Annotated in this window: 23 protein-coding genes; 13 read left to right on the forward strand and 10 right to left on the reverse strand. The window is 59.5% G+C overall.

Annotation, left to right across the window (positions count from 1 at the left end; translation table 11 throughout):
- Positions 1 to 39: 39 nt before the first annotated feature.
- The 4 genes from ACX3YF_RS25190 to ACX3YF_RS25205 all read left to right on the forward strand — a co-directional run bounded on the left by ACX3YF_RS25190 (position 40) and on the right by ACX3YF_RS25205 (position 4,196).
- Positions 40 to 1,353 (forward strand): heme utilization protein, encoded by a 1,314-nt coding sequence (locus ACX3YF_RS25190; RefSeq protein ID WP_448647831.1) that lies wholly within the window; start codon positions 40 to 42, stop codon positions 1,351 to 1,353.
- 62 nt (positions 1,354 to 1,415) lie between these two features.
- Entirely contained in the window at positions 1,416 to 2,096 is a 681-nt protein-coding gene (locus ACX3YF_RS25195; protein WP_130206087.1) for a C39 family peptidase, read from the forward strand.
- Between the two features lie 33 nt (positions 2,097 to 2,129).
- Complete coding sequence (locus tag ACX3YF_RS25200) at positions 2,130 to 2,870, forward strand: hypothetical protein (RefSeq protein ID WP_458974500.1); 741 nt, start codon at positions 2,130 to 2,132, stop codon at positions 2,868 to 2,870.
- A 45-nt stretch (positions 2,871 to 2,915) separates the two neighbouring features.
- Positions 2,916 to 4,196: a coiled-coil domain-containing protein gene (locus tag ACX3YF_RS25205; protein WP_130206091.1), complete on the forward strand. Its 1,281-nt coding sequence runs from the start codon at positions 2,916 to 2,918 to the stop codon at positions 4,194 to 4,196.
- Positions 4,197 to 4,290: 94 nt separating this feature from the next.
- Here ACX3YF_RS25205 and ACX3YF_RS25210 read toward each other — a convergent pair whose 3' ends face one another.
- Complete coding sequence (locus tag ACX3YF_RS25210) at positions 4,291 to 5,616, reverse strand: sigma-54 dependent transcriptional regulator (protein ID WP_448647826.1); 1,326 nt, start codon at positions 5,614 to 5,616, stop codon at positions 4,291 to 4,293.
- Positions 5,617 to 5,958: 342 nt separating this feature from the next.
- Here ACX3YF_RS25210 and ACX3YF_RS25215 point away from each other — a divergent pair, with 342 nt between their 5' ends.
- From ACX3YF_RS25215 to nhaB, 3 genes are all read left to right on the forward strand, one after another.
- Positions 5,959 to 6,225: a hypothetical protein gene (locus tag ACX3YF_RS25215; protein ID WP_130206095.1), complete on the forward strand. Its 267-nt coding sequence runs from the start codon at positions 5,959 to 5,961 to the stop codon at positions 6,223 to 6,225.
- 284 nt (positions 6,226 to 6,509) lie between these two features.
- Entirely contained in the window at positions 6,510 to 7,799 is a 1,290-nt protein-coding gene (locus tag ACX3YF_RS25220) for an NHL repeat-containing protein (RefSeq protein WP_448647825.1), read from the forward strand.
- Between the two features lie 78 nt (positions 7,800 to 7,877).
- Entirely contained in the window at positions 7,878 to 9,380 is a 1,503-nt protein-coding gene (gene nhaB, locus ACX3YF_RS25225) for a sodium/proton antiporter NhaB (protein ID WP_448647824.1), read from the forward strand.
- 54 nt (positions 9,381 to 9,434) lie between these two features.
- Here the strand turns inward: nhaB and ACX3YF_RS25230 are convergent, their stop codons facing one another.
- The 3 genes from ACX3YF_RS25230 to gnd are packed head-to-tail and all read right to left on the reverse strand — an operon-like array spanning position 9,435 to position 12,753.
- The gene (locus ACX3YF_RS25230; RefSeq protein ID WP_448647823.1) at positions 9,435 to 10,256 is read right to left on the reverse strand and encodes an HAD family hydrolase; all 822 of its coding nucleotides are present in this window, start codon (positions 10,254 to 10,256) and stop codon (positions 9,435 to 9,437) included.
- A complete protein-coding gene (gene zwf, locus ACX3YF_RS25235; RefSeq protein WP_448647822.1) occupies positions 10,253 to 11,776 on the reverse strand; it encodes a glucose-6-phosphate dehydrogenase in 1,524 nt (507 codons plus the stop codon). Before zwf ends, ACX3YF_RS25230 begins: the two co-directional genes overlap by 4 nt.
- Entirely contained in the window at positions 11,773 to 12,753 is a 981-nt protein-coding gene (gnd, locus tag ACX3YF_RS25240; protein WP_458974501.1) for a phosphogluconate dehydrogenase (NAD(+)-dependent, decarboxylating), read from the reverse strand. Before gnd ends, zwf begins: the two co-directional genes overlap by 4 nt.
- Before the next feature lie 271 nt (positions 12,754 to 13,024).
- Here gnd and ACX3YF_RS25245 point away from each other — a divergent pair, with 271 nt between their 5' ends.
- From ACX3YF_RS25245 to ACX3YF_RS25255, 3 genes are all read left to right on the forward strand, one after another.
- Positions 13,025 to 13,201, forward strand: a complete 177-nt coding sequence (locus ACX3YF_RS25245; RefSeq protein ID WP_189340362.1) for a DUF6026 family protein — start codon at positions 13,025 to 13,027, stop codon at positions 13,199 to 13,201.
- Between the two features lie 204 nt (positions 13,202 to 13,405).
- Positions 13,406 to 15,142 carry a phosphoethanolamine transferase CptA gene (locus ACX3YF_RS25250; protein WP_458974502.1) on the forward strand — a complete coding sequence of 579 codons (1,737 nt, stop codon included), beginning with the start codon at positions 13,406 to 13,408 and terminating at the stop codon, positions 15,140 to 15,142.
- Between the two features lie 270 nt (positions 15,143 to 15,412).
- Positions 15,413 to 15,628 (forward strand): hypothetical protein, encoded by a 216-nt coding sequence (locus ACX3YF_RS25255; protein WP_130206108.1) that lies wholly within the window; start codon positions 15,413 to 15,415, stop codon positions 15,626 to 15,628.
- A gap of 94 nt (positions 15,629 to 15,722) precedes the next feature.
- Here the strand turns inward: ACX3YF_RS25255 and ACX3YF_RS25260 are convergent, their stop codons facing one another.
- The 5 genes from ACX3YF_RS25260 to ACX3YF_RS25280 form a co-directional block, all read right to left on the reverse strand.
- Complete coding sequence (locus ACX3YF_RS25260; RefSeq protein WP_130206110.1) at positions 15,723 to 16,214, reverse strand: GNAT family N-acetyltransferase; 492 nt, start codon at positions 16,212 to 16,214, stop codon at positions 15,723 to 15,725.
- 96 nt (positions 16,215 to 16,310) lie between these two features.
- Positions 16,311 to 16,892: a DinB family protein gene (locus tag ACX3YF_RS25265; protein WP_458974503.1), complete on the reverse strand. Its 582-nt coding sequence runs from the start codon at positions 16,890 to 16,892 to the stop codon at positions 16,311 to 16,313.
- Positions 16,893 to 16,910: 18 nt separating this feature from the next.
- Positions 16,911 to 18,029, reverse strand: a complete 1,119-nt coding sequence (zapE, locus tag ACX3YF_RS25270; protein WP_448647818.1) for a cell division protein ZapE — start codon at positions 18,027 to 18,029, stop codon at positions 16,911 to 16,913.
- A gap of 275 nt (positions 18,030 to 18,304) precedes the next feature.
- Positions 18,305 to 19,264, reverse strand: a complete 960-nt coding sequence (gene speB / locus ACX3YF_RS25275; RefSeq protein ID WP_458974504.1) for an agmatinase — start codon at positions 19,262 to 19,264, stop codon at positions 18,305 to 18,307.
- Between the two features lie 13 nt (positions 19,265 to 19,277).
- Positions 19,278 to 20,369 (reverse strand): polyamine ABC transporter substrate-binding protein, encoded by a 1,092-nt coding sequence (locus tag ACX3YF_RS25280; RefSeq protein WP_130206118.1) that lies wholly within the window; start codon positions 20,367 to 20,369, stop codon positions 19,278 to 19,280.
- Positions 20,370 to 20,470: 101 nt separating this feature from the next.
- Here ACX3YF_RS25280 and ACX3YF_RS25285 point away from each other — a divergent pair, with 101 nt between their 5' ends.
- The 3 genes from ACX3YF_RS25285 (at position 20,471) to ACX3YF_RS25295 (ending at position 23,587) form a co-directional block, all read left to right on the forward strand.
- Positions 20,471 to 21,364, forward strand: a complete 894-nt coding sequence (locus tag ACX3YF_RS25285; protein ID WP_458974505.1) for a LysR family transcriptional regulator — start codon at positions 20,471 to 20,473, stop codon at positions 21,362 to 21,364.
- A 217-nt stretch (positions 21,365 to 21,581) separates the two neighbouring features.
- A complete protein-coding gene (locus tag ACX3YF_RS25290) occupies positions 21,582 to 23,054 on the forward strand; it encodes a nucleobase:cation symporter-2 family protein (RefSeq protein ID WP_458974506.1) in 1,473 nt (490 codons plus the stop codon).
- Positions 23,055 to 23,113: 59 nt separating this feature from the next.
- The gene (locus ACX3YF_RS25295) at positions 23,114 to 23,587 is read left to right on the forward strand and encodes an LEA/WHy family protein (RefSeq protein WP_130206126.1); all 474 of its coding nucleotides are present in this window, start codon (positions 23,114 to 23,116) and stop codon (positions 23,585 to 23,587) included.
- Between the two features lie 42 nt (positions 23,588 to 23,629).
- On the opposite strand, the gene ACX3YF_RS25300 is transcribed toward ACX3YF_RS25295, so the two are convergent.
- Entirely contained in the window at positions 23,630 to 24,553 is a 924-nt protein-coding gene (locus tag ACX3YF_RS25300; protein ID WP_196585382.1) for a carbon-nitrogen hydrolase family protein, read from the reverse strand.
- Positions 24,554 to 24,617 lie beyond the last annotated feature (64 nt).

The following is a 24,617-nucleotide window of genomic DNA, read 5'->3' on the forward strand; positions in this document are numbered from 1 at the left end:
GTTTCAACACTTAACCTAAAATAAGTACGGAGAATCACCATGAAACCTTCGATGGCACTAAAGCCTCTGGTTTTCGCAATTGCTGCGGTCATGGCTGTTGCTGTACAAGCTGGGCAAAACGATCGGCGTGACCATCACCACGGCCATACGCCTCCTCCTCCAACCAAAATCCTTGTCAGTGCAACGGCAAGTGCCACCGACAAGCAGACCAGTACCGGCAACCGCATCTATAACGAAGGCACTCAAAACTCTGCCGAGATGAGCAGTTCTGCCTCCGGTGCCAGCGGCAACGTGGGCGTCAACGTGGCAGGCGGCAATGGCAACCAACAAGACAACGCGGCGGCCATCGCCAACGCCTCCTCCGACTCAAGCCTGGATAACAGCTTCGTGTTCGGCAATGCCACTGCCACCGCCAAAGTCACTCAATACGGCAACAACAACCGGGTCGATAACTACGGCGTCACAAACACTGCAACGATGAGTGGCTCGGGTAACGGCGGCAGCGGCAATATGGGTATCAACATTGCTGGTGGTGACCTTAACCAACAGAAAAACACCATGGCAATTGCCAACTCCAACTCGCCGCTGGGCAGCGCTACAGCCACTGCCTCGGCTAATCAAAGCAGCCCTGGCCTGACCGTGAACAACGTCGCCGACCGGACTTATCGCGTGGATACGGTGACTGTTACCAAAACAGCCAGTGGCAGTGCCTCCTTTAACAAGGACTCCAGTTTTAGCGTTGATAAGAGCGCTAGCAGCAGCTGGGCCGCGAGCGGTTCCAATAGCTTCGATGCAAGCGGATCAAAAAGCTTCGATGCCAGCGGATCCAGAAGCGCGGATTCCAGTGCTACCAGCAGTGCTTCTTTCGATGCTTCTCTGAACGCTAACCTGGACGCATCGGCGAGTGCTTCCAGATCGTTCACCTGGAATAACGGCGGCGCCGATCACACTCGCAGCCGGAGTGCTGATGCATCGCTGAGCGCATCGCTTGATGCATCGGCCAGTGGTTCTCTCAATACGTCGAACAGCAATTCGTCCGATTCGTCCTACACAAAATCGCACGATTCCTCGTTCACAAAATCGTTTGACTCCTCGTACGACAAATCTGGCGAGAAATCGTCCGCTTCGTCGAAAGACGTAACGAAGAGCTACAGCGAAAGCAGTTCATTTGATTTGAGTAATACCTACTCCTATCAAGTGCTGACTCCAACCGGCTGGGCAAACCCTGTGACCAACACCGCAACCCTGAGTGGTTCGGTGAATGGCGGCAGCGGCAACCTGGGTGTCAACGTGGCTGCTGGTGTGGGCAACCAACAAAGCAACTCGCTGGCCATCTCCAACCAGTCGTTCTAATGCTGTCTCTGGAGGCCCCCTTACGGGGGCCTTTTTTCAACATGGCCAGAGGGCATCCCCCCATGCGCATTATCGCCTTGGCATTTTTGCTTTGCGTGACCAGTGTGATCGAGGCTGCACAAATGCCGCTGTCCGTCCTGCCGGGCGGTGCGGTGGTATTCAAGCCGATCCAGAGCATCCGCGAGCGTAAATTTGCCGACCTGGTGCAACAGAAAACCGACTTCAGTTGTGGCGCAGCAGCGCTGGCGACCATTTTGCGCCAAGCCTATTGGCTGGACGTCACGGAAGACCAGATCATCGAAGGCATGCTGGCACACTCCGACCAGGATCTTGTCCGCGTTCAGGGCTTCTCCATGCTCGACATGAAGCACTACGTGGAAAGCATCGGCATGCGCGCCCGTGGCTACCGGGTGGCGCCGGAAACCCTGGGTGATATCAAAATCCCGGTGGTGGTACTCATGGATATCCGTGGCTACAAACATTTTGTAGTCATGCAAAGGGTTCATGACGGCTGGGTCTATATCGGGGATCCGGTACTCGGTCATAAACGCTACAAAGTCGACGACTTTGTCAAAGGCTGGAACGGCATCATCTTTGCCGTCATCGGTCAGGGCTACGACAAAACCAATGCGTTGCTCGATCCGCCGTTGCCACTGAGCGCCAAGAATCGCATCAATACCTTCAACCCGGTGCAAGACGCCGAGTTGATGGATTTCGGATTCATCCAAAGCGACTTCTTCTAATAACAAGGGAGCACGACGCTCCGGGAGTATCCAATGAAGACTCCAATCTGGCTGGCGGTGGCTTGCCTCGCCGCCAGCCTGCCAACCCATGCAGAGACTTTCAAACCCATCGAACTGACTGACCAGCAATTGGCGACCCTGCGCGGCCGCTTTGTCATGCCCGGACGCATCATCAGCTTCGGCATCGCCATGACCAGCACCTGGCAAAATGCCAACGGTGAAGTGATCGGGGCAACGTCCTCGATGCAGATTCAACAATCCACCATCCAGCCACAGTTCTACGTGTCGAAGATCGATGAAAAAGGCACTGGAACGTCGCGATCACAAGGCACCGGCATCGTCATTGGTGGCAGCGGCCTCAATAGCACCGAAGGTGTCACACAAGTCGCGCGTGCTGCCGGTGACTACAACACGGCCTACAACAACGTTTATATCAACGTGACCAAGGCCAATCAGGCACCAGCCACACAACAGCAGGGCCAGGCATTGGCCGCTGGCTCGACATTAACCAACGCCAACGATGCGGGTTCGATGAGCGTTTCCTTGACCGGTAGTGGCATACAACTCAACATTCTGGCCAACAACAACCAGGGCAGTACGGTACAACGCCTGGCCCAGGGCGGGCTGCTGCAGAACACGACGCTGCTCGGCACCGGCAACCAGGTACGCAACATCACATCGCTCAATGTCGTGCTGCGTGACACCGTTCCGACAGCCGGCTCGCTGAGCGGCAATCTAGACCAGCTCAGAGGGCTACGCACCAGCGGATTCTGATCTACGCTCAGTGTCACCAGACGTGTCAGAAGGGACGGCTCACCCATGCATCGATCTTTAACGTTCAGGGCTATCGTTTGTTTGAGTAGCCTGGCCCCGGCTTCATTGCTGTATGCAGCACCGGATCCCCAGGTCGAAGCACTAAAACAAGAACTCATGGAGCTGAAACAACGTTACGAAGCACAACAGAACGCGCTGATGGTACTCGAGCAGCGCGTTCGCCAGGTCGAAGAAACACCGGCGACACCGGCACCCAAGCGCCTGACCAAATCCCCCGCGGAAAAGACCAAGGGTGGCCAGACAGTGGCCACCTCTGGGTCGGGAGCCACGGGCAGTTCATACGGTCAGTCGCTCAAGGATGACTCGGAGCCTGCGCAAAGCGTTTCCAACCTGTATGACGAAGCCAGCGGCTTCTTCGGAGGCGGCAAGTTCAGCGTCGAAACGGGCCTGACCTACACGCACTACGATACCCGCGCGTTAACGCTCAACGGCTTCCTCGCGCTGGATTCCATTTTTCTCGGCAACATCAACATCGACCGTATCAAGGCGGATAACTGGACCCTGGACCTGACCGCCCGCTACAACGTGGCTCAACGCTGGCAGTTCGACATCAACGTTCCCGTGGTTTATCGCGAATCGACGTATTCCTCCGGTGGTGCCGGTGGCGCAGCACCGGTGACGTCGGACGCAACCGTTACCCGCGACCCGACCATCGGCGATGTCAACGTAGGGGTTGCCTACAAGTTTCTGGATGAGTCGGCCAACTATCCCGACGCGGTCGCCACATTGCGCATCAAGGCCCCCACCGGTGAAGACCCTTACGGCATCAAATTGGTTGAGGTCCCGGGCAACAATAACCTGGCGGTCCCCGAAAGCTTGCCGACCGGTAATGGTGTCTGGTCAATCACCCCGGGCATCTCGCTGGTCAAGACGTTCGACCCGGCCGTGCTGTTCGGCAGCCTGGCCTATACCTACAACATGCAGGAATCTTTCAGCGACATCAGCCCCCAGGTCGACTCCAAGGTGAAGGGGGATGTGAAACTGGGCGATTCCTGGCAGATCGGTGCCGGCATCGCATTCGCCTTGAACGAGAAGATGAGTATGTCGTTCTCGTTCACCGATCAGTTCGCCCGCAAGAGCAAGATCAAGCCGGACGGGGGTGATTGGCAATCCATCACCAACAGCGATTACAACTCGGCCAACTTCAACATCGGCATGACCCTGGCAGCAAGCGATAACCTGACGATCGTCCCGCAACTGTCCATCGGGATGACCGATGACGCGCCCGATTTTTCCTTCAGCCTGAAATTCCCGTACTACTTCTAATCCTGCTCCAACAAAAAGCCCCGCTGTTTCAGCGGGTTTTTTGTGGGATCCTGCGAGCTTTCGGAGCATTCAGTTGCAGCTAAACATCCATTGATCAACGTATCTGATGCTTGTGCAGCAAACGGTAGAAGGTCGGCCTGGATATCCCTAACACCTTGGCGGCGATGCTCAAGTTGTCGCTATGACGGTTAAGCACATCGCACAACGCCTGACGTTCTGCCCGGTGTTTGTAGTCTTCCAGCGTGCCCATTGGCGCGGAAACAGTTTGATGGCTGATCAGCCCCAGGTCTCGCGCTTCGATCTGCCGGCCTTCGGCCAGAACCAACCCGCGTCGTACCCGGTTGGCCAGTTCGCGAACATTGCCCGGCCAGTCATGCTTGCCCATGGCTATCAAGGCATCCTCACTGAAGCTGCGCGGACGGCGGCCGGTTTCATGACTGTAGAAATGGGAAAAGTGGTTGGCCAGCATCGACAGATCGCCATTGCGCTCACGCAGGGGCGCGGTCGAGACCTGCAAGACGTTCAGGCGATAATACAGATCTTCGCGAAAGCGCTTCTTCTCGATCGCGGCCTCGAGATCGACGTGGGTCGCGGCCAACACTCGCACATCCACGGGGATCGGCTGACTGCCACCCACCCGCTCGATATGCTTCTCCTGGAGGAAGCGCAACAGGTTCGCCTGCAGTTCAAGAGGCAGGTCACCGATTTCGTCGAGGAACAGCGTACCGCCATTAGCCGCTTCTATTCGCCCGACCTTGCGTTGATGGGCGCCAGTAAAGGCACCCTTCTCGTGGCCGAACAGTTCGGACTGAATCAGGTGCTCGGGAATCGCGCCACAATTGATCGCGACAAAGGGTTTGTTGTGACGCAACGACTGCCGATGCAGCGTGCGGGCGACCAACTCTTTACCTGTCCCGCTTTCGCCGCGAATCAACACTGGAGACTCCGTAGGCGCCAGTTTGCTCAGGAGCTTGCGCAACTCGCGTATTGGCTTGCTGTCACCGAGCAACTCGTGCTCGGGCTGATCGATATGCACCGTGCCCTGCCCGCGAAGACGGGCCATGCCGAAAGCCCTGCCCAGCGTCACCTGGACTCTGGAGACATCGAAAGGCAAGGTATGGAAATCGAAAAACCACTCGCAGACGAAGTCCCCGACATTCTGCAGTCGAAGCACTTCCTGGTTGAGCACGGCGATCCACTCGGTACCGCTGCGGCTGATCACCTCTTTGACGGCGTCCGGGTGCTCGAGATGCCAAGGCTGCAAACGCAACAAGCCTACGTCACACGTTCGGTCGGTGGCGTTTTCCAGCGTGCAGCTGTCAACATCCCAACCCACGGAGCGTAATCCGGGCAACAGCCGATGGCAGTCGTCGCACGGATCCACCACAAGTAAACGTCTTAAGGCAGGCGCATCGCTCATGACTGTTCCTTGGCGCCAAATTCAGGAAAAATTATTAAAAACAGTCATTTGGCAAACCTGACTGTAACATTAGCAAGAATTTGACAGGGCCTTGTATCGTTTGACTATAGAGCGGCCCTGGTATTAGTTATAAGAAGAGCCTTTGATAATTACCTGACAAGCCCAGGCTTTCATTCGGCATTCAAAATGACTCGGGCCAACCGGGTATATGAAAGAAAGTTGAAATTTCTTTTGATTGCATGTGACCCGAACCACCCTTGCGGGCATCAGTACAAGTAACCTGCCGAGGGTCAGCCCAACCGTCGGCCTATCACTTGATTGGGCAAACCGAGGGAACATCCAATGAACGCCCCGCTCCGTATCAACGAAGCTCTTCTGATTGCCGACCGCGCATTCCAGCCTTTCCAGTGCGTGGCCTGGGCGCCACAGGACGGCAACGGCGAACTCAGCCTGACCGTTATCGACCGCACCAAAAACAGTATAGGCCGCAAGCTGATCCCGAGCAGCGCCTACACCGACCCGGCACAACTTGAACGCCTGCTCGAACAGGCGCGTGCCGAATTGAGCCAGGAAGGTTACACGCTCCAGTCGTGGTCAATGCCGCATTAATTTTTTTGCGGATTACTCCGGGGTAATCCGCGCCCTTTCCCGTCGTTAATAGGTTGGCTGATCATTGCCAGCTGCACTTATGACATGCCTTTAATTCGAACTTCCGTGTGCCTTTATACATTGCAGGCTTGCCACTGGTTCGAAAAGACACTGTTGTGGCACACAGCGACCCTCCACCTGTTAGTTATGACAGTTGTGCATTCAACCATTCAGGTTTTGAATATTCTCCTTATACAGTCGCCACCCAATTCCCGGATCAGGACGACTCGCAAGGAGATGCGTGCATGTCAATCCAGTCCATTGTGGCTTCGCCTTCCACACTCAGTCATGCAGGGAAACTGGATCCTGCATTCGCTACCCAAGGCAAATCCCAGGTCTATTTCGCCGGCAGTCTTTCAAGCATCGCCAATGACATCGCAATAGATTCCCGGGACCGCCTGTTGGTGGCGGCCAAGGTAGGTACCCAGGGCGGCAGTCGCTTCGGTCTGGCTCGCCTGCTGGAGGACGGCTCGGCGGATCTCGCCTTTGGCAATCAAGGCAGTGTCATCGGACAGTTCCAACAAGGTTTCGAAGCCATGGCTGCCAGGGTTCGCGTGCTCCCCGATGAGCGCATTCTGGTCGTCGGCCTGCACTACGACAATACGCACCGCACCCTCCCCGCACTGGCATTGTTTGACCCTCAGGGTCGTCCCGTTCAGGACTTCGGTGACAATGGTCGCTGCATCGTGCGTCTGCCAGGCAATCTCTCCCATGGTATGCGTGATGCCTGGCTTCCACCCGGTGTTCCGGGCGCCGAAGCCTGCGATGTCGACGTTCAAGCAGACGGTCGGATCCTGTTGATGGCCAACCATCACTTCGAACGGGCCGATCATGCCGGCCTGCTCATTCGGCTGAACCCCGACGGATCGCTGGACAGCACATTCAATGGCCGCGGGTTCGTGATCGTCAGGCACTTGCTGATGAACACTTGGCTCAGCAGCCTGAAGATTCAGCGTGACGGGCGAATCCTTGTGGGCGGGTCGATCAACCTTCCCGGAGAAGGATTGCTGGCCCGTTATCGCGCGGACGGCAGTCTCGACACCCATTTTGCCGTCGACGGCTTCATGAGTTTCGAGGCGCGGGGGCATAGCGCTCAGGTCAACCAGATCGTCCAGCAAGACAATGGCGACGTGCAGTGTTTTGGCAGCAGTCGTGAGCCGATGCACTGCCTGGCCTTGAAAGTCCACGTCAATGGCCGCCCGGACAGTCACTGCAACGGCGGGCAACCGCAATTGCTGGAAATCGCCCATAACGGTTGCCAATGGACCGCCGCACAGGCGCAACCGGACGGCAGTGTGGTGGTAGCCGGCGCAACCATTGGTGGCGTCGAGGCCGACTTTCTGCTGGGTCGATACGCGCCTGACGGCCAGCTCGATCGGGACTTTGGCGATGGCAACGGTTGGGTTCGCACCCGTCTCGGTCGCAGCCTGGACACCGCCACCTCGGTGGCCGTGCAGCGTGATGGAAACATTGTCGTGGGGGGTTATTCCCTGGACGGCCACTATCGGGCGATCGTCGCCCGTTACCTGGCTTAGCCCACTGTATTTTTCCTACACTTGATCTTCCCTTCCGCTTACGGCAAGTTGCGCGCTTCTTAATACAAGGAGCAGCCAATGTCCGGCTCGATGGCCCAGGCGTTCGCGCGTAATTTTCTGGGCAACTCACCCCGCTGGTACAAGGTTTGTATTGTCGGTTTCCTGATTCTCAATGCCCTGGTGCTGTGGACAGCAGGTCCGGTGGCAGCCGGCTGGTTGCTGGTGCTGGAATTCATATTCACCCTGGCCATGGCGCTCAAGTGTTATCCACTGATGCCTGGCGGCTTGCTGCTCGTCGAAGCGTTGTTGCTGAAAATGACCACGCCACAGGCGCTCTATGACGAGCTGGTGCACAACTTTCCGGTGATCCTGCTGCTGATGTTCATGGTGGCCGGCATCTACTTCATGAAAGACCTGCTGTTGTTCCTGTTCTCGCGGTTGCTGCTTGGGGTCCGCTCCAAGGCGCTGCTGTCGTTGATGTTTTGCTTTTTGTCAGCGTTCCTGTCGGCCTTTCTCGACGCCCTGACCGTGACAGCCGTCATCATCAGTGCCGCCGTCGGTTTTTACTCGGTGTACCACCGGGTGGCCTCGGGCACCGATCCGCGCCAGGACGGCGAGTACGGCGATGATCGACACCTGCCTTCCCTGCATCATGGCGATCTCGACCAGTTTCGTGCGTTTCTGCGCAGCCTGCTGATGCACGGTGCCGTCGGTACGGCGCTGGGTGGCGTGTGCACGCTGGTGGGTGAACCGCAGAACCTGCTGATCGGCCATGAAATGGGCTGGCATTTTTCCGAGTTCTTCCTGAAAGTCGCTCCGGTTTCACTCCCTGTTTTGGTCGCGGGTCTGGTCACCTGCGTCCTGCTGGAAAAATTGCGCGGGTTCGGCTACGGCACCTTGCTGCCGGACAACGTCCGCGCCGTGCTGGCCAATTACGCCGCCGAGGACAACGCCGAACGCACCTCGCAACAGCGTGCAGCCCTCATCGTACAGGGCGCGGCCGCACTGATCCTGATTGCCGGCCTGGCCTTTCATGTGGCGGAAGTGGGCTTGATCGGTTTGATGGTGATCGTGCTGATCACAGCGCTCACCGGCATCACCGATGAACACCGTCTCGGTAACGCGTTTAAGGATGCGATGCCATTCACCGCGCTACTGGTGGTGTTTTTCGCCGTGGTGGCAGTGATTCACGATCAACAACTGTTCACGCCATTGATCCAATGGGTGCTGGCGCTGCCTGCCGATCAACAACCGGGCATGCTGTTCATCGCTAACGGGTTGCTCTCGGCCATCAGTGACAACGTGTTCGTGGCGACCATCTACATCACCGAAGTGAAACAGGCGTTCCTTTCCGGGCACATGAGCCGTGAGCATTTCGAGACGCTGGCCATCGCGATCAACACCGGCACCAACTTGCCGAGCGTGGCGACACCCAATGGTCAGGCTGCGTTTCTGTTTCTGCTGACGTCGGCGATTGCACCGCTGGTTCGCCTGTCGTATGGACGGATGGTGTGGATGGCGCTGCCCTATACGGTAGTGATGGGTGGTCTTGGTTGGTATGCCGTGAGCTTCTGGCTCTAACACTGCCCCAAAAAACGTGGGAGCGAGCCTGCTCCCACGATTGGGTCTATAGGGTTATCGAGGGAGGATATACCGCTCAATCGCCCGAGCCGCACCGTCCTCGGTATTGGCGCCCGTCACCACATCGGCCTGGCGTCTGACTTCTTCCTCGGCCTGCCCCATGGCGATCGACAGACCGGCGCGATGGAACATGGCCGGATCATTACCGCCATCGCCCATGGCCGCCGTCTGTTGCAGCGGTACACCGAGAAACCCGGCCAATGTCGCGAGGGCGTCACCCTTGTTGGCACGCATCGCGGTCACGTCCAGATACACCGGCTGCGAACGCGAAACCTGGGCCTGCCCTTCCACCAGCGGTAACAACCGCGCCTCCAGCTCAACCAGCAACTCGGCGTTGCTGCTGGCGGCGACGATCTTGTCGATGCGAGCAAGAAACGGCTCGAAACTGTCGACGCTCACCGGTGGGTATCCCAGCCCGTGCTGCTCTCGCGGCACCATGGGGCCGCTCGGATCTTTCACCAGCCAGTCGCCACCACTGAACACCCACACCTCGATATCCGGCTGATCGGCGAACAATGCCAGGGCAATCAACGCCGCCGTGGCAGGCAAGTAATGCGCGACCAGCAAACTGCCATCCGGATTGACGATCGTGCCGCCATTGAAGGCCGCCGTCGGCAAGTCGACGCCCAGGGCCTCGATCGCCTGCAACATGGCTTTGGGGGGCCGGCCGGTGGCGAGACTGAACAGCACCCCGGCCTCACGCAACGCGCGTACCGCGTCGATGGTGCGCTGACTGAGGCTGTGATCGGGCAGCAGCAACGTGCCGTCCATGTCACTGAGCAAAAAACGGATGGGTTGTTGCGCCACCTCACTCATCCGAGGCCATGCCAGACGCGACCGTCGCGAGCCAGCAACTCTTCGGCGGCCTGCGGCCCGTTTTCACCCGCGGTATAGCTCTGCACCGTTGAATCCTGCTGCCAGGCGTCAAGGAACGGTTGTACGGCCCGCCAGCCGTTCTCGATATTGTCGGCGCGCTGGAACAGCGTCTGATCGCCGGTCAGGCAGTCATAGATCAAGGTTTCGTAGCCGGTGGACGGCTGCATTTCAAAGAAATCCTTGTAGGCGAAGCCCAGTTCTATGTTTTCCATCTTCAGTGCCTGGCCAGGCCGTTTGGCCAGCAGATCGAACCACATGCCTTCATTGGGCTGAATCTGGATTCGCAGATAGGTCGGTGCAAGCTCTTCGACCTCGGTATCACGGAACTGCGCATAGGGCGCAGGCTTGAAGCAGATGACGATTTCGGTGTCGCGTACGCTCATGCGCTTGCCGGTGCGCAGGTAAAACGGCACGCCGACCCAGCGCCAATTGTCGATCATGACCTTCAGGGCCACGTAGGTTTCGGTGTTGCTGTCCGGCGCGACCTTGTCTTCCTGGCGATACCCCGGCAGTGGCTTGCCGTCGACTTCGCCGACGGTGTATTGACCGCGTACCGAATTGATCCGGGCGTCTTCGACCGACCAGGGACGGATCGCGCCGACCACCTTGGCTTTCTCGCCACGAACCGCATCGGCGCCAAAGGCCGCCGGAGGCTCCATGGCCACCATCGCCAGCAACTGGAACAGGTGATTGGGCACCATGTCCCGCAGGGCGCCGGTGTGCTCATAAAAACTGCCACGGGTTTCCACGCCGACGGTTTCGGCGGCAGTGATCTGCACGTGGTCGATGTAATGGTTGTTCCAGAATGCTTCGAACAGGCTGTTGGAAAACCGGCTGACCAGAATGTTCTGCACGGTTTCCTTGCCCAGATAGTGATCGATCCGGTAGATCTGCTTTTCCGTCATGACATTGAGCAGGCATGCGTTCAAGGCTTCGGCGGTTTGCAGATCGGACCCGAAAGGCTTTTCGATCACCACCCGCCTGAAGGATTCCGGGCTCTCTTCCAGCAAACCGGACGCACCGAGCCGGCGGACCACCTCAGTGAAAAAGCGCGGCGCGGTGGCCAGGTAGAACACCGCATTGTCAGTGCCACTGGCGGCGATTTTTGCCCCCAGCGCTTGATAAGTGCTGTCGTCCAGGAAATCGCCCTGGACGTAGCTGATGCCTTTGGCGAGTTTGGCCCACACGTGCGGGTCAAGGGCCTGATCGCCCTTGCCGACTTTCGCGGCCGCCTCGTTGCGAATGAAGTCTTCGAGTTTTTGCGCGAAGCCTTCATCGCTGATGGCGTTGTGGTCAACGCCGATGATCCGCAGTCCATCCCCGAGTAACCCGTCGCGCTTGAGGTTATACAGCGCCGGCATCAGCAGGCGCTTGACCAGGTCGCCATGGGCGCCAAACAGAAACAGCGTGGTCGGTGGCGTGGGTTCTGCCTTGGATTTTCTGCGGATCACATGGGTCATTTTTTCGGTGTCTCCACATGACCGCCAAAGCCGAAGCGCTGGGCCGAGAGAATTTTGTCGCCAAAGGTGCCTTGCCCACGGGAACGGTAGCGGGAGAACAGCGAGTTCGACAGTACCGGAACCGGTACCGCTTGCTCCATGGCCGCTTCGATGGTCCAGCGGCCTTCACCGCTGTCCGCCACAGAACCGGAATAGCCGTCGAGTTTCGGGTCGCTGGCCAGGGCATCGGCGGTCAAATCGAGCAGCCAGGACGACACCACGCTGCCACGACGCCAGACTTCGGCAATGTCGGCGACGTTCAAGTCGAAACGCTGGTCTTCCGGCAGGTTGGTGCTGGCCTTGGTCTTGAGAATGTCGAAACCTTCGGCGAAGGCCTGCATCATTCCGTACTCGATACCGTTGTGAATCATCTTCACGAAATGCCCGGCACCCGCCGGACCGGCATGGATGTAGCCGTGCTCGGCACGGTTATCATCGGATTGGCGGTCCCTGGTGCGCGGAATGTCGCCCATGCCCGGTGCCAGGCTTCGGAACAGCGGGTCGAGGCGCTCTACGGTCTCGGCATCGCCACCGATCATCATGCAGTAACCGCGTTCCAGGCCCCACACGCCGCCGGAAGTGCCGACATCGATGTAGTGCAGGCCTTTTTCCGAGAGGGTTTTCGCGCGACGGATATCGTCCTTATAGAAGGTGTTGCCGCCGTCGATGATGGTATCGCCGGCTTCGAGCAGGTTGCTCAGGGTGTCGATGGTGTCTTCGGTCGGCGCGCCCGCCGGCAGCATGACCCAGACCGCTCGTGGTTTGGCCAGGCCAGCGACCAGGGCTGGCAAATCGGCAACCCCGGTGGCGCCCTCTTCGCTCAACGCGTCGACGAAGGCGGTATTGCGGTCGTACACAACGGTGGTGTGCCCGTTGAGCATCAGGCGCCGCGCAATATTACCGCCCATGCGGCCCAGTCCAATAATCCCGAGTTGCATGTGCTGATGCTCCCTACTACAAATAAAAGTGTGTCAAAGGTTATAGCCCAACGCGACTAATGAAGCTTAGTCCAGAGCGTCGGAATGAAGTTTCCGGGCATTGTGCCCGATCCAGACTGATAACGTCGGGAATCGTGCCGAAGACACAACGACCGCAAAAAATAAAAAAGTTCCCTTCGGGAGCGAAAGAAATCAAAATCGGCGCCGATAGTAGATCAGCCGCTGATATGGGCGGATCTACAGTTGAGACACGCCATTTGCGAGGTGAGCAATGGGCACAGTACACACCGCACTGCCAGCACAAACCCTTTATGTCACTGTCCGTCGCGATGAATTGCGCCAGTTGAAAGACGAACGCGATCAGTTGAAACACGAATTGGCGCAATTGCGCTTGCTGCTCCAGGGTCAACAGCCCTTTCCCTTGACTCAGGGCGCCCCCCACGCCTGACCTCCCTCGCTCAAATCGGAAGCAGCTCAGCCCTGCTTCCGATGCAGGGTAGCCTTTCGTCTACCCTGCCAACTCACGAATTTTTCACATTTGCTTGGTAATACTCTGGCCCCCTTTAATTGTCGTGGCCACCTCTTGCGTGCGCCTCCCGTCTGTCGCCCCCCCCCTCTGACTGACGGTGATGAACTCTGGCTGGAGCGTTGAATGTTTTGGTTTAAGCGCAGCGATGTGGCTGTGAAAGGTTTCGATTGGACCGCCCTTCTCTGGATGTTTCTGTTCTTCTGGTATTTCTCCGGCATCACCCAACTGCTGATCCAGTTGACGGGCACTTCGGGTTTCTCCGGGTTCCGCCAAGCGTTCTTCATGAGTGCCCTTTGGCTTGCGCCAATGCTGCTGTTCCCGAAAAAAACACGCGTCATGGCAGCGGTGATCGGCGTGGTGTTGTGGGCCTGCTCCATGGCGAGCCTGGGTTACTTCTTCATCTATCAGCAGGAATTTTCCCAAAGCGTCATCTTCATCATGTTCGAGTCGAACGTGTCTGAAGCCGGCGAGTACATGACCCAGTACTTCGCCTGGTGGATGGTGCTCGCGTTCCTCGCGCATACCGCGTTTGCCTATTTCCTCTGGACGCGCCTGCGCCCCGTGTACCTGCCCCGTGGCAAGGCATTGGTGGCCGCGACCGCCATTCTGGTGGCAGTGGTCGGTTATCCCCTGATGAAACAGACGGTGCGGGCAGGCAGTTTCGCGCAAGGATTCGATAAATTCGAAAGTCGCATCGAACCTGCTGTGCCGTGGCAGATGGTCGTGGCCTATCACCGTTACCGGGAAACCCTGGCCGGCATGCAGGACATGCTCAAAAGCGCCAGCACGATCCCGCCGCTGCACAATCTGAAGGACGCGATGGCCAACCAGCCCGCGACCCTGGTACTGGTCATCGGCGAGTCCACCAACCGTCAGCGCATGAGCCTGTACGGCTATCCGCGGGAAACCACGCCGGAACTGGACAAGCTCAAGGATCAACTGGCGGTTTTCGACAACGTCATCACGCCGCGCCCGTACACGATCGAGGCGCTGCAACAGGTGCTGACCTTTGCCGACGAAGAAAACCCGGACTTGTACCTGTCGACACCATCGCTGGTCAGCATGATGAAACAGGCGGGCTACAAAACCTTCTGGATCACCAACCAGCAGACCATGACCAAGCGCAACACCATGCTCACGACCTTCTCCGAGCAGGCCGACGAGCAGGTGTACCTGAACAACAACCGCAACCAGAATGCCGCCCAATACGACGGCGACGTGATCGAGCCATTCAACAAGGCCCTGGCCGACGCGGCACCGCGCAAGTTGATTGTGGTGCACTTGCTGGGCACGCACATGAGCTACCAGTACCGCTATCCTGCGTCCTTCGACAAGTTCAAGGACCGTAACGGCGTACCGGCGGGCGTGCGCGATGATCAGGTGCCCACCTACAACAGCTATGACAACGCGGTGCTGTACAACGACTTCGTGGTGTCGAGCCTGATCAAGGACTACGCCAAGTCTGATCCGAACGGCTTCCTGCTGTACCTCTCCGATCATGGTGAAGACGTTTTCGATTCCGCTGGCCATGGCACGCTGGGGCGCAACGAAAACAAGCCGACAGCACCGATGTACACCATTCCGTTCATGGCCTGGGCCTCGCCGAAATGGCGCGAAACCCATGACTGGAGTTTTGCCGGCGATCTGGGGCGCCCTTACAGCAGCTCGCAACTGATCCACACCTGGGCCGACCTGGCCGGCCTGAGTTTCGATGAACTGGATCGCAGCAAGAGCCTGGTCAGCGACAGCTTCAAGCAACGGCCCTTGCTGATCGGCAATCCGTACGAGCGCCAACAGCGACCATTGATCGACTTCAGCCTGATGAAACCCAAGACAGCGTCTACCGTCGTTCAGCAGTAAACCTTTTCAGGGGGCCGGTTCCGGCCCCTTTTTCTTGCGCGCGTGCGCGAGGCCGAGCGGGCCACGGCGTGCCTCCTGCCCGGCAATTCGCGTGCACTGACGAGCCGCCCCCGATAAACCGGCGACATTCAGCCTGGACAGGAAACTGGACTTGAAACGCCAGACCTCGCCAATTCCCTTTTAATGGAATCGGCGGATAATCGGGATTCGACTTCGATTCATTGATTCATGGACGAATGGCATCCGACAGCTGTTAGTGGGAGGCACACCATGAAACGTATTACGTTGGCCCTCGCCGTCCTGATGACACTTGGCTCCACCTGCGCCTTTGCCGAAGGCGGAGCCGAACGCATGCGGTACTACTACGAAACCCTGCGATACAACCAGCAACTGGCGTTGGGCAGCGCCACGCAAAGTCAGACGACGCCAATGCGGGTCCCGGACGATCAAACCGCGCAGGTGACCGAGTCCTACAGACCGAAATGATTGTTACACCTCTGACTGTCCTGCTCTGCAGTCAGAGTCGATCATTGGGCGTCCTGATGGGCGCCCCTTTTTTGCCATGATCAGAGCACCTTGATCAAAGCGCCTTGATCCAGAACATCATGCGCCCGTGCGCCGGATCGAACTCGCCCGGGGCAAAGCCGAACTTGCCATACGACGCCTGGGCCACCGCATTGCCCTCCAGCACCTCCAGCGTGATTTTGCAGCAGCCGCGCTGGCGGGCGATCTCCTCGACCTTCTGCAACATCCGCTGGCTCAGTCCCAATCCGCGAAACTTCGGCACCACCGCCACATCGTGAACATTGACCAACGGCCGGCAGGCGAAGGTCGAAAAACCTTCGAAACAGTTGACCAGCCCGGCCGGCTCGCCGCCGACAAAGGCCAACACGCTGAAGGCATGGGGACGCTTGGCCAGCTCGCCCGGCAGGTGTTCCAGCACACTGGCAGGCAAGGAGTGACCGCCCCCCATCGGATCTTCGGCGTAACTGTTCAACACCAGACAGATGGCTTCGGCATGCACCGGATTGGTATAGCTGGCTTGCAGTACTAGTATTTCCGCGGAATCCATTTCCATCCTCGTTTGCAATAGCCCCATCGCGTTGTTCGCGCTGGAAGGCCGGGTGAAGATATCGTGGGCGCCGCTGCAAATCAAAGGATCGCAGGCTCAATGCCCCCAAATCAAAGCCTCGGTCCAGCCCAACTCGGCAAAATCCACGGCCCGCAGATGAGATTCGCCGACACAGAAAAACTCATCCAGCTGTGGCGGCTCGACTGAAGTCGCGCTGAGCATCCCGTGGACCTGACCGCGATGGTGAATCTGGTGCTCGAACAGGTGCGACAACAGGCGCAGACGGCTCTCGTGCTGTGGCGTGTCCCGGGCGATGGTCACGGTCCTGCTCAGGTCCGCATCGCGCATTTGCTCGCAGTAGGCGATCAAGCGTCGATCGACATGGGATTGCTCGCGCATGAGGTCGGCGGCCAGGGTGTGCGGCTCGTCGTCCTTGAAAAAAACGTAGCAATCGGGGTGCGGCTCATCGCCGCGCAACTCGCGCTCAAGGGCATCCACATAAAACCAGTCACAGGTCAGGATATGGTTGAGGGTCGCGCGCAGACTGGGAAAGAAACTGGTGCGCGGCGCCGCCAGCTCATCCTGGCTCAACTGGCACCAGGCCTTGGCCAGTCGATGGTTGGCCCAGGCGTTCTGGTAGGCCATGGTCAGCAAATGGTGTGACAGCGGTTGATTCATCTTCACGCCTCCTGGTTCTCACGCCTCGGCGAAGCGTTGCAGCTGCATCTCCTGCAGGCGACTGAGGGTGCGGCGGAACGGGAACTCCAGATAGCCCTGGGTGTAGAGCGAGTCCATGGGCACCTGCGCTTCAAGGTACAGCGGCACCTTGCGGTCGTAGCACTCATCCACCAGGGCGATGAACCGGCGCACGCCGTCATCATGCACCGACAACTGCGGCAACTCGCGATCGCCGGCCACCACTCGCTCGACCCCATCCTCAGTGCCACGGGCTATGCGCCCTTCGCGTTTTCGAGCACTGAGATTGGGGACGTCGCTCAACAGGATAGCGCTGAAGGTGTCACACAGGGCCATGAAATCCATGGCGGAGAACGGCTGCTCACAGAGGTCGGCGTAACGACACCAGACGACGCCCCGGCTGGCCTGCACCACATTGAGCGAGCGGTAGCCAACCTGGATCGGAGCGCTGGAAACCGCCTGACCGACGGTCAACGCCTTGAACACATCGCCAAGGGCACTCGATTGTCCGGGCGTGGCCACCCAATAACGCTGCAAGCCCTGCCCCGGATGCAGGCGATGGTCTTCCCCGCCATCCACCGCAATCACCTGCATGTGCTGCTTGATCGCCGCAATGGCGGGCAGGAAACGGTCACGATTGAAGCCATCGGCGTACAACTGGTCGGGCGGCAGGTTGGAGGTGCAGACCACCACCACGCCCTGCTCGAACATGACCTGGAACAAGCGCCCGAGAATGATGGCGTCACCGATGTCGTTGACGAACAGTTCGTCGAAGCACAGCACCCGCACTTCGTCGGCCAGTTCCCGAGCCAGTGCCTTCAAGGGATCGGCAGTGCCGGTCAATTGAAACGAACGCTGATGCACCCAGCCCATGAAGTGGTGGAAGTGCTGGCGCCGGGCCGGCACCCGCAGGTGTTGGTAAAACTGGTCCATCAACCAGGTTTTACCGCGCCCGACCGGGCCCCAGAGGTACACGCCCATGATCGGCGCCCGACCTTCATGCAAGGCTTCGTGGCACTTTTGCAACGCCCAGACGGCATGTTCCTGGGCTTCGTCCTGGACGAAACCCTTTTGTTCGATGGCGTGTTGCCAGGCGCTGAGAGGGGAGTCGACATTCATGCGCGGCAGTATGCCACTCGTCAGCGTTGTCTTCACTGAAATGTCTCAGAGGATTCTGCATCGTGCAGCCAAGTGACGAGCAGCTGGCGCGTCTCGATGAAGTCAGCGATGAAACCCTGGCGGGTTAGGCGCCGCGGTTCAGCGGGGGCAAGACCCTGGACCAGCCCACAATCCCCGTCGCCTGAGACACCGCCATCGCGAGCAAGCTCGCTCCCACAGGTTTTTCGGGCGTTCACCCATTCCGGCTACACCGCCAGCCAAGTCCCGGATCGCGTTCAGCGGTCGACCTTGTGCCTGGCCGCGTACAAGCACAGCATTTCCATCGCCAGGGTCGCAGCCGCCAGGGAGGTGATGTCGGCGCTGTCATAGGCCGGCGCCACTTCCACCACGTCCATGCCCACCAGGTTGATCCCGCGCAAGCCGCCAAGAATCTCCAGCGCCTGCACCGTGCTCAATCCGCCACACACCGGTGTTCCAGTGCCCGGAGCGAAGGCCGGGTCGAGGCAGTCGATGTCGAACGTCAGGTACACCGGGTGGTCGCCGACCCGTGCGCGGATGGCTTCGACGATCGCGTCCACACCACGCCGATGCACTTGCCGTGCATCCAGCACTTCAAAGCCCTGGTGATCGTCGTTGGTGGTGCGCAAACCGATCTGCACCGACCGCGAAGGATCGACCAGCCCCTCCTTGGCGGCGTGCCAGAACATGGTGCCATGGTCGATACGCTTGCCCTCTTCGTCCGGCCAGGTGTCGCTATGGGCGTCGAAGTGAATCAGCGACAGCGCACCGTGCTTGCGGGCGTGGGCCTTGAGCAGCGGGTAGGTGATGAAATGATCACCGCCGAAGGTCAGCATCGCGCTGCCGGCATTGAGGATTTGTTCGGCATGGGCTTCGATGCATTCCGGCGTCGACTGCGGCGAACCGAAATCGAAGTCGCAATCGCCAAAGTCAACCACCGCCAGATGATCGAACGGGTCGAACGTCCACGGCCAGTGGCGTTCCCAGGCGATGCCGGTGGACGCGGCGCGGATGCCCCGTGGTCCGAAGCGAGCCCCGGGACGGTTACTGGTGGCGGTGTCGAACGGCACACCGCTGACCGCGACGTCGACACCGCGTAAATCGCGACTGTAGCGACGACGCATGAAGCTGGTGATACCGGCGTAGGTACTTTCGGCGGCAGTGCCGTAAAGGCTGTCGCGGGTGATGGCTTGGTCGTTCTGTGCTGGGACGTCCATTGAAGGTTCCTTGTTATTGGCGGCTACGGAAAGCGGTCCACATACGAGTGCGCTGACGCATGTCCTTGAGGCTCATGCTGCGGTCGGCGTACAGGCGGTCACGAATGTCGGCGGGCGGATAGATATCCGGATCGGTGCGCACCGCCTCATCCACCAGCGGCGTGGCCGCCTGGTTGGCCGTGGCGAAGAACAGTGTGTTGGTCAACGAGGCGACGGACTCGGGGCGCAACATGAACTCGATGAACTGGCGCGCGGCTTCAGGGTGTGGCGCATCCTTCGGGATCGCCAGGTTGTCTTGCCAGACGAGGGTGCCTTCCTTGGGAATCCGGTAAGCGATTTCGTACGGCTTGCTGGCCTTGCGCGCCTGATCCGCGGCCATGCTGGCATCGCCGTTATAAGCCAGTGCCAGGCAGATGCTGCCGTTGGCCAGGTCGTTGATCTGCCGCCCGCTGGCGACGTACAGCACCGACGGTTGCAATTGATGCAACAACGCCTGCGCCGCATCCAGATCATTCTTGTCGGTGCTGTAAGGGTCTTTGCCCAGGTAGTGCAAGGCCAGGCCGATCACTTCCTGCGGCGAATCAATGATTGCAACGCCACAGTCCTTGAGCTGGCTGGCGTATTCCGGTTTGAAGAGCAGATCCAGGCTGTTGAGCGGCACGTTCGGCAGGCGCTTGCGCACGGCTTCGACATTCATTCCCAGCCCCAGGGTGCCCCAGGTGTAGGGCACGCCATATTGATTGCCGGGATCGACCGCAGCGAGTTTCTCCAACAGGTCCGGATCAAGATTCGCGTAGCCCTTGAGGCCTTCATGGGGTATCGCTTTTAGCGCGCCCGCCGCCAGGCCACGCGCCAGTACGCTGGACGACGGCACGACCACGTCATAGCCGCTGCCACCGGTGAGCAGCTTGGTTTCAAGCACTTCAGGCGCATCGAAAGTGTCGTAGCGCACATGAATGCCCGTTTCCCGCTCGAAACGTTGCAGGGTTTCGGGGGCAACGTAATCGGCCCAGCTGTAGAGATTGACGACTTTGTCTTCAGCCTGGGCCGAGGCGGCCACGGCCAGGAGCAACGCGGGTAAACACAGCTTGAGCTTGGGAGCCATGACGAACACCTGACAAGAGGAAGTGACTGCAGGATGCGTCGTCGGATACATTGGTGAAATATCAAGTTTATTAACCTGACATTACCCAGGAGTAATGTTTGATGCTCGGTCAACTCCACGATCTGGACCTGCAACTGCTGCGCCTGTTCGTCAGCGTGGTGGATTGCGGCGGCTTCAGCGCGGCCCAGGGCGAACTGGGCTTGAGCCAGTCAAGCATCAGCCAGCAAATGGCCAAGCTGGAAACCCGGCTCGGCTATCGCCTGTGCAGTCGTGGCAAGGGCGGATTCAAGATCACCCCCAAGGGCGAACAGTTGCTCTCGGCCACCAAGGCTTTGTTCGAATCCATCGAAGCGTTCCGCCATCAATCCAACGGCGTGGCCGGAAGATTGATCGGCGAGGTGCGCCTGGGCCTGTCCGAAGCGCTGGATCAATCGGTGCTGCAACAGGTGGCCGGTGCGATCCGGCGTTTCCGTGAGCGAGACGAATCGGTGCGCATCGAGTTGATCAGCGCGATGCCCGGCGAAATGGAGCGCTTGTTGTTGCAACAGCGGCTGGACCTGGCCATCGGCTATTTCTCCCAGGTACAAAGCGCTTTCGACTACCGCCAGTTGTTCAGCGAAACCCAGCACCTGTATTGCGCCCCCGGTCATCCGCTGTTCGACAATGACGCGCCGGATGATCAGGCATTGCAGGCCTGCGACCGGGTCGATCACCCCTACCGCTTCCTGCGCAGCGACGAGCCGTTCCAGGGCAAATTGTGTTCGGCGCGCTCGGAGCAGGTCGAAGGCACCCTCGCCTTTATCCTGTCCGGCAAGCACGTCGGGTATCTGCCCAGCCACTTCGCCCGAAGCTGGGAAGACAAAGGCTTGCTGCGAGTCGTACGCCGTGAAGGCATGAGCTTCGAGGTAGCGTTTCACCTGGCCCGTCATCGCGCCCGGGTCCCGGGGGATGCCCAGAAGGCGCTTGAAGAGGATTTGCTCGCGGCGTTTGCCTGAACAGCGAATGCCTCTGTAGGAGCGAACTTGCTCGCGATGGATTTGAGAACACTCCGGGGTGTCTGACTCCCCGCGTTTTCGTTGACGTCCATCGCGAGCAAGGCTCGCTCCTACAGGTTGGCCGAGGTTTCGGGGCTTTGCTCGCCACAAAAGGGGCTTTCTGGCATCCTGCGCCTCCATTTTCTGACCCGGCCCGCCCTCTGGCTTGCACACCCCCATGACTGCTTCTGAAAAACCGCCTGCCCCGCGCCACAACGACCTGATCTATGGCCTCAACGATCGCCCGCATCTGACCGCCACCGTCTTCGCCGCCCTGCAACATGTGCTCGCCAGTTTCGTTGGCATCATCACCCCGACGCTGATCATGGGCAGCGCCCTGGGCCTGCACAGCGAAATCCCTTACCTGATCAGCATGGCCCTGTTCGTCTCGGGGCTGGGCACCTTCGTTCAGGCGCGGCGTTTCGGGCCGGTAGGTTCCGGCCTGTTGTGCCTGCAAGGCACCAGCTTTTCGTTCATCAGCGTCATCCTCAGCGCCGGTTTCATGGTCAAGGCCCGAGGGGGCGGCACCGATGAAATTCTCTCGACGATTTTCGGCGTGTGCTTTTTCGCCGCGTTCATCGAAGTGGTGTTGAGCCAGTTCATCGGCAAACTGCGCATGCTGATCACCCCGGTGGTGACCGGCACGATCATCACCCTCATGGGGCTGTCGCTGATCAAGGTCGCCATGACCGACATCGCCGGCGGTTTCGGCGCCAGCGACCTGGGTGCAGCCAGCCACCTGGTCCTGGCCGCGCTGGTGCTCGGGACGATCGTGGTGCTGAACCGGGTCGATGTGCCGTTCCTGCGTCTCGGCGCCATTGTCATTGGCCTGACCCTGGGCTACGGGGTCGCCTGGCTGTTGGGCCACGTCGACTTCGCCAGCCTGCCCACCGTGCCGCTGATGAGCGTTCCGATGCCGTTCAAGTACGGGTTCTCCTTCGATTGGGTGGCGTTCGTGCCGGTGGCGGTGATTTTCCTGGTCTCGCCACTGGAAGCGGCCGGTGACTTGACGGCCAACTCGATGATTTCCCGGCAGCCGGTCAAAGGCCCGGTGTACATCCGCCGCATCAAGTCCGGGCTGCTGGCCGACGGCCTCAACTCGGCCATGGCCGCGGTGTTCAACAGCATGCCGATGGTGACGTTCGCCCAGAATAACGGTGTGATTCAACTGACTGGCGTGGCCAGCCGTTACGTGGCGTTTTTCATTGCCGGCCTGTTGGTGCTGCTGGGGTTGTTCCCGATGATCGGCGCGGTGCTGCAACTGATGCCAAAACCGGTGCTCGGCGGTGCTGAGCTGGTGATGTTCGGCACCGTGGCAGTGGCCGGGATCAAGATTCTCGCCGAAGCCGGACTGCATCGGCGCAACATGCTGATCGTGGCGATTTCCCTGGGCATGGGCCTGGGCGTGGCGGCAGTACCAGAAGTCCTGCGTGAACTGCCCCAGGCCCTGCACAACATTTTCGAGTCGCCCATCACCGTCGGCGCGCTGTGCGCTATCGTTCTGAATATCTTCCTGCCTGAAGAGTTCATCGAGCTGGAAGAGGACGAGTTCGACCCCGAGGCCTCGGTGCTGCAAGTGATGCAGAATCCCGATGTCCCGCCCCGGGGTGAACCCCAAACGCCTGCGGGTGTCGCACAGTTGAACCGCTAAATCGCGCTCAAGGGCCGAGTCGCTGGTGGTTCAGCCCTTTTCTCCACGAGAGCACGTCAATGCGCAGTGTCCAAGCGGTCCTTCTTTCCCTCCTGTTGCTCTGCCTGAGCGCCTGTAGCTCGCTCCCCAACAGCGATCCGCTGAACGTCAACGTCGTCGGCATCCAGCCGCTGCAAGGCCAGGATATGGAAGTTCGTTTCGCCGTGAAGATCCGCGTGCAGAACCCCAATGGCACCAACGTCAACTACAACGGTGTGGCACTGGACCTGGAAATCAACGGTCAACCCTTCGCCTCCGGGGTCAGCGATCAGGCCGGTTCAATTTCGCGCTATTCCGAGACCGTGTTGACCGTGCCGGTCAGCGTGTCGGCCTTCTCGGTGCTGCGGCAGACCATTGGGTTGAGCCAGGTACAAACCCTGAACAACCTGCCCTACGTCCTGCGCGGCAAGTTGGCCGGTGGCCTGTTCGGCACCACGCGCTTCATGGACAGCGGCAAACTCAGCCTGCCAGGGCCGATGACCGGCAGCCGCTAGGCCCGTTTTCGGCAGGAGCGAGCTTGCTCGCTCCTGCCGGTGTCATGCGCTGAACTTCACGCCGGGTCTGGCCCGCTCATCCACTGTCAACTCGAACACATCCGGGCGCGCATAATGGCCCACCACGTCGTAGTCGTAACGGGCGCGGACCAGATCATCGGTGTCGATTTCAGCCGTGAGCAAACCTGGCCCGTCACGTAACGGCCCTGCCAGAATGTCGCCCATGGGACCGACGATCACGCTGCCACCGGCAATCAGCGGTCGCTGCGCCGGCCAGTTGGCAATGTCCAAGCCCAGGGCTTGCGGCGAATCCTGGACCTGACAGGCGCTGACCACAAAGCAGCGGCCCTCATGGGCGATATGGCGCATGCTGACCTGCCACATCTCCCGCTCGTCCACGGTCGGCGCGCACCATACTTCAATGCCTTTGGCGTACATCGCGGTGCGCAGTAGCGGCATCATGTTTTCCCAGCACACCACCGCCCCAATCCGCCCGACCTGACTGTCGATCACCGGCAGGGTCGAACCATCGCCCTTGCCCCAGATCAGGCGCTCGGTGCCGGTGGGCATCAGCTTGCGGTGCTTGGCGACCAGCCCGGCCTGCGGGTCGAAATACAGCGCGGTGCAGTACAAGGTGCTGCCGGCACGCTCGATCACGCCAATGACCAGGTTGGCGCCCGTGCGCGCCGACAATCCGGCCAGCGCATCCGTTTCCGCGCCGGGTACATCAATGGCGTTGGCGAAATAGCGGGCGAAGGCTTCGCGGCCCTCGGGCAATCTGTAGCCCAATTGCGTGCCAAAGCCCTCACCTTTCGGATAACCGCCCAGCAAGGCTTCAGGCATCACCACCAGCGCAGCGGCGGATTCGATGATTGCGTTTTCATACGACAGGATCTGTTCCAGGGTTTCGCCCTTGCCACCGGGCAAGGCGCCAATTTGCAGGGCGGCAACAATTGATTTGGGCATCGCGGTCACTCCATTCACATCAGGTGTTGCTGATTCTCCGGCCTCACGCAATCATGAATAAAGC

It is taken from the genome of Pseudomonas fluorescens group sp. PF-69, from assembly GCF_054481235.1.

Bases quoted from the DNA above. Each gene is read 5' to 3' on its own strand.
- ACX3YF_RS25205 (WP_130206091.1), top strand. From the start codon at position 2,916: ATGCATCGATCTTTAACGTTCAGGGCTATCGTTTGTTTGAGTAGCCTG.
- ACX3YF_RS25190 (WP_448647831.1), top strand. From the start codon at position 40: ATGAAACCTTCGATGGCACTAAAGCCTCTGGTTTTCGCAATTGCTGCG.
- ACX3YF_RS25285 (WP_458974505.1), top strand. From the start codon at position 20,471: ATGCTCGGTCAACTCCACGATCTGGACCTGCAACTGCTGCGCCTGTTC.
- ACX3YF_RS25260 (WP_130206110.1), bottom strand. From the start codon at position 16,214: ATGGATTCCGCGGAAATACTAGTACTGCAAGCCAGCTATACCAATCCG.
- ACX3YF_RS25280 (WP_130206118.1), bottom strand. From the start codon at position 20,369: ATGGCTCCCAAGCTCAAGCTGTGTTTACCCGCGTTGCTCCTGGCCGTG.
- ACX3YF_RS25295 (WP_130206126.1), top strand. From the start codon at position 23,114: ATGCGCAGTGTCCAAGCGGTCCTTCTTTCCCTCCTGTTGCTCTGCCTG.
- ACX3YF_RS25250 (WP_458974502.1), top strand. From the start codon at position 13,406: ATGTTTTGGTTTAAGCGCAGCGATGTGGCTGTGAAAGGTTTCGATTGG.
- nhaB (WP_448647824.1), top strand. From the start codon at position 7,878: ATGTCCGGCTCGATGGCCCAGGCGTTCGCGCGTAATTTTCTGGGCAAC.
- ACX3YF_RS25290 (WP_458974506.1), top strand. From the start codon at position 21,582: ATGACTGCTTCTGAAAAACCGCCTGCCCCGCGCCACAACGACCTGATC.
- zwf (WP_448647822.1), bottom strand. From the start codon at position 11,776: ATGACCCATGTGATCCGCAGAAAATCCAAGGCAGAACCCACGCCACCG.
- ACX3YF_RS25215 (WP_130206095.1), top strand. From the start codon at position 5,959: ATGAACGCCCCGCTCCGTATCAACGAAGCTCTTCTGATTGCCGACCGC.
- ACX3YF_RS25195 (WP_130206087.1), top strand. From the start codon at position 1,416: ATGCGCATTATCGCCTTGGCATTTTTGCTTTGCGTGACCAGTGTGATC.
- ACX3YF_RS25220 (WP_448647825.1), top strand. From the start codon at position 6,510: ATGTCAATCCAGTCCATTGTGGCTTCGCCTTCCACACTCAGTCATGCA.
- ACX3YF_RS25245 (WP_189340362.1), top strand. From the start codon at position 13,025: ATGGGCACAGTACACACCGCACTGCCAGCACAAACCCTTTATGTCACT.
- gnd (WP_458974501.1), bottom strand. From the start codon at position 12,753: ATGCAACTCGGGATTATTGGACTGGGCCGCATGGGCGGTAATATTGCG.
- ACX3YF_RS25255 (WP_130206108.1), top strand. From the start codon at position 15,413: ATGAAACGTATTACGTTGGCCCTCGCCGTCCTGATGACACTTGGCTCC.
- speB (WP_458974504.1), bottom strand. From the start codon at position 19,264: ATGGACGTCCCAGCACAGAACGACCAAGCCATCACCCGCGACAGCCTT.
- ACX3YF_RS25210 (WP_448647826.1), bottom strand. From the start codon at position 5,616: ATGAGCGATGCGCCTGCCTTAAGACGTTTACTTGTGGTGGATCCGTGC.
- ACX3YF_RS25265 (WP_458974503.1), bottom strand. From the start codon at position 16,892: ATGAATCAACCGCTGTCACACCATTTGCTGACCATGGCCTACCAGAAC.
- ACX3YF_RS25300 (WP_196585382.1), bottom strand. From the start codon at position 24,553: ATGCCCAAATCAATTGTTGCCGCCCTGCAAATTGGCGCCTTGCCCGGT.
- zapE (WP_448647818.1), bottom strand. From the start codon at position 18,029: ATGAATGTCGACTCCCCTCTCAGCGCCTGGCAACACGCCATCGAACAA.
- ACX3YF_RS25230 (WP_448647823.1), bottom strand. From the start codon at position 10,256: ATGAGTGAGGTGGCGCAACAACCCATCCGTTTTTTGCTCAGTGACATG.
- ACX3YF_RS25200 (WP_458974500.1), top strand. From the start codon at position 2,130: ATGAAGACTCCAATCTGGCTGGCGGTGGCTTGCCTCGCCGCCAGCCTG.